This is a genomic window from Synechococcus sp. R6-10 (assembly GCF_047461815.1).
In the GTDB taxonomy this organism is placed as follows: domain Bacteria; phylum Cyanobacteriota; class Cyanobacteriia; order Thermostichales; family Thermostichaceae; genus Thermostichus.
This window is the reverse complement of the sequence record NZ_JANSHW010000637.1, coordinates 1-2,424: the sequence shown is the minus strand read 5'-3', so window position 1 is coordinate 2,424 and position 2,424 is coordinate 1. Positions and strand designations below refer to the sequence as shown.

3 protein-coding genes are annotated in these 2,424 nt (G+C 59.5%); all 3 read right to left on the bottom strand.

Going from position 1 to position 2,424, the window contains the following annotated elements:
• Window positions 1-1,141: ParB N-terminal domain-containing protein (locus NW837_RS14800; protein WP_414332341.1), on the bottom strand; the 1,141-nt coding region annotated here is incomplete at its 3' end.
• A gap of 58 nt (window positions 1,142-1,199) precedes the next feature.
• The gene (locus NW837_RS14795) at window positions 1,200-1,565 is read right to left on the bottom strand and encodes a hypothetical protein (protein ID WP_414332339.1); all 366 of its coding nucleotides are present in this window, start codon (window positions 1,563-1,565) and stop codon (window positions 1,200-1,202) included.
• Window positions 1,566-1,569: 4 nt separating this feature from the next.
• Window positions 1,570-2,424 (bottom strand): MarR family transcriptional regulator (locus NW837_RS14790; RefSeq protein ID WP_414332337.1); only part of this gene is annotated, 855 nt, incomplete at its 5' end.

The following is a 2,424-nucleotide window of genomic DNA, read 5'->3' as shown; positions in this document are numbered from 1 at the left end:
GGAGCGTCTTCTCGACGCCATCGGAGTTGCCCCGTGCCCCAGAGAAGTAGTCGCTGCACACAAAGCGCAAGTTCTCGGCGTCATAGCGCGTGAACACAAGCAGCGGTTTCCAGCTGGTAGCGATTTTCGCTGCGGAGACATTCGCTTTCGCGCCGTCCATATGATAGGTACATATCCAGCGGTAGCGCAAGTGCGGGGTCATGAGATTCCCCACTTCGAGCAAGTGGAGGTGGGGCGTCATCACGACCAGCACGCCGTGCGGTCTGAGTAGTTCGGCTGCCAGTTTCGCGAGTTCGCCGTAAAGCGGAATATACTCACTGAGATACGGCGGGTCGGTGATCATCGCGTCTACTTGCCCGCGCAAGTCGCCCAGCACTTCTCGGAAGTCGCCGTGCCGAATCTGAATCGTCGACGGAAGGTCGCCGTCGGCGTCGGCTTGCGCATCTTGAATCTCGCGCCGCTTGATGTGGCGCACGGCGTCTTTGACCGTCTTCGCCTCGCCCGATGCCAACACATCGGCGACAGATTGCTGTTCACGCGGTTCCAGTCGTGCGAGATTGAGGAGTTCCGATTCGTTGTCGGCAATCGGCGTGTGGCGAATCTGGTCTTTGACTTCGGGCAGGAGACCGCTGTCGATTTGAACGAGTCGGCGCGCGGTACGCGCGGACACACCCAGTTTCTGAGCGGTATCTTGGACGAATGTTGGGACTTTGGGTGTGGAGACCTCCAGTGCGGTCAAGTTGACCGCACTGGGATTTTGGAAGGGCTTCAATCCGCGCAGCCGTTGCACTTCTGGCTTGGCGTGTGGATAGAGTTGTTCGTAGATTCGCTTGCGCCGACCGATGTGTTCGGATTGCTCCAGCACGGTGAGTTCGCTCCGAATCAGGTTCTCGTCGATTTCGGCAAGCTCGGCGCGTAGGTCGTCGCCGTCCACCACAACAGCGGGGATCTCTGTCCAGCCCAGCCGCTTGCACGCTTCGAGCCTGTGGTAGCCATAGACGAGCGTTCCGTCGGGGCGCACGCCTATTGGCTGCAGAAGTCCTACTTGCGCTATGCTTTCGGCAAGCTCAGCCACTTTCTCGGCGTTCAGCGGGCGTAGACGGTTTTCGACTTTTATGCGTATGATTGGTATATTTTCCATAATCGTCTCCTTATTTGAGGGGCGGGCGTGTAATAGCACGCCACGCCCCGTGTGCGTGTTAGGCGTTCGCCCCCGCGTGGTCAGCCATCAGGTCTTCAATCGCGTTGTATTCCGCGCCGTCGTCTTTGCGCTTGCGCACAACGGTTGCAACGGCGGTCTTCCCGACCAGTGTCTCGAAGTCCAATTGCTCACTGGGCTGAATGGGGCGACCCAGCAGCGCGCCTGCCCAGCGCATGCACTTGGAAGCGAGGCTCGCGGAGAAGCTGGAGTACGCCACAAGGTTGCGCCCCTTGTCCAGCACGGAGAAAGTCCATTTCAGCTGGTCGCCGTACTGACCTGTGCTGAGTTCAATCGCCGTGAGTTCCACGCGATATTCGCCTGTGGGGATAGGCTCGTTCCCATGTGCGGTGATAGTGATTGCCATACCGTTAGACCTCTTCTAATGAGAGTTGCGACGGGGTAGCACCCGCGTCGCCGTTGCGAAGTGTGGTGTTGTGTGTTGGCGCGTGCGGAGTACCGCTCGCATCCAAAGCGTGTAGCATGCGCGTTGCCCGCGCAACGGCAGGCAAGCCTCTGAGGTCTTTCGCTGCCTGTCTCCAGCCCTCCATATCGCCGCGAATGGTGTAGCCGTCCACTTCCAGCGACGGGAAGCCTCGCGCCTCAGCGTATGCCAGCATCATGCGCACGGCGTCGAGTTCCTCTGGCTCCAAGGGGAACGGGTCTTCAGGATTGGAACCCGATTGCAGCCAATCGGCTACCAAGTCCCACACCAACGGCGTGCGGTTCTGGAACACTGCAGGCAGGTCGGGAAGTGGCTCGGCGGAATCGCCATTTATGCATTTATGCACGCTATTAAGGGGCTGCATAAATGCATAAACTCCCCCGCCCCCCGTTTGGGGCTTCAGTCGGTATCGCTTCGGGTGGTTGGTGTCGGGCACTTCCTCGACGATCCCTTCAGCGATTAGCTGCTTGATGAGGCGCGACACAGAAGATTGGTTCAGCTGTAATTCTTCCGCAATCTGTTTCTGTGTCGCCTCGCCGTTCTCGCTCAGGAACCGCACGACCTCCCCGCGCCGTCCGAATAGCTCGGCGTTCGCCTGTACCGCCTGACCGCCATACTGCAAGCGCACTTCCAGCATAACGCCGTCCTCTTCAAGGAACGCCAGCGTCAGAGGGATTTCGGGCGCAAGCCGTCCAAAGTTGCTCTTCTGGTGGCGCAGAATCACGCCATTATGCCCGCGCTCGCTGCCCTGCAGGTCTACCTGCACGGCACTGCGGGCGTA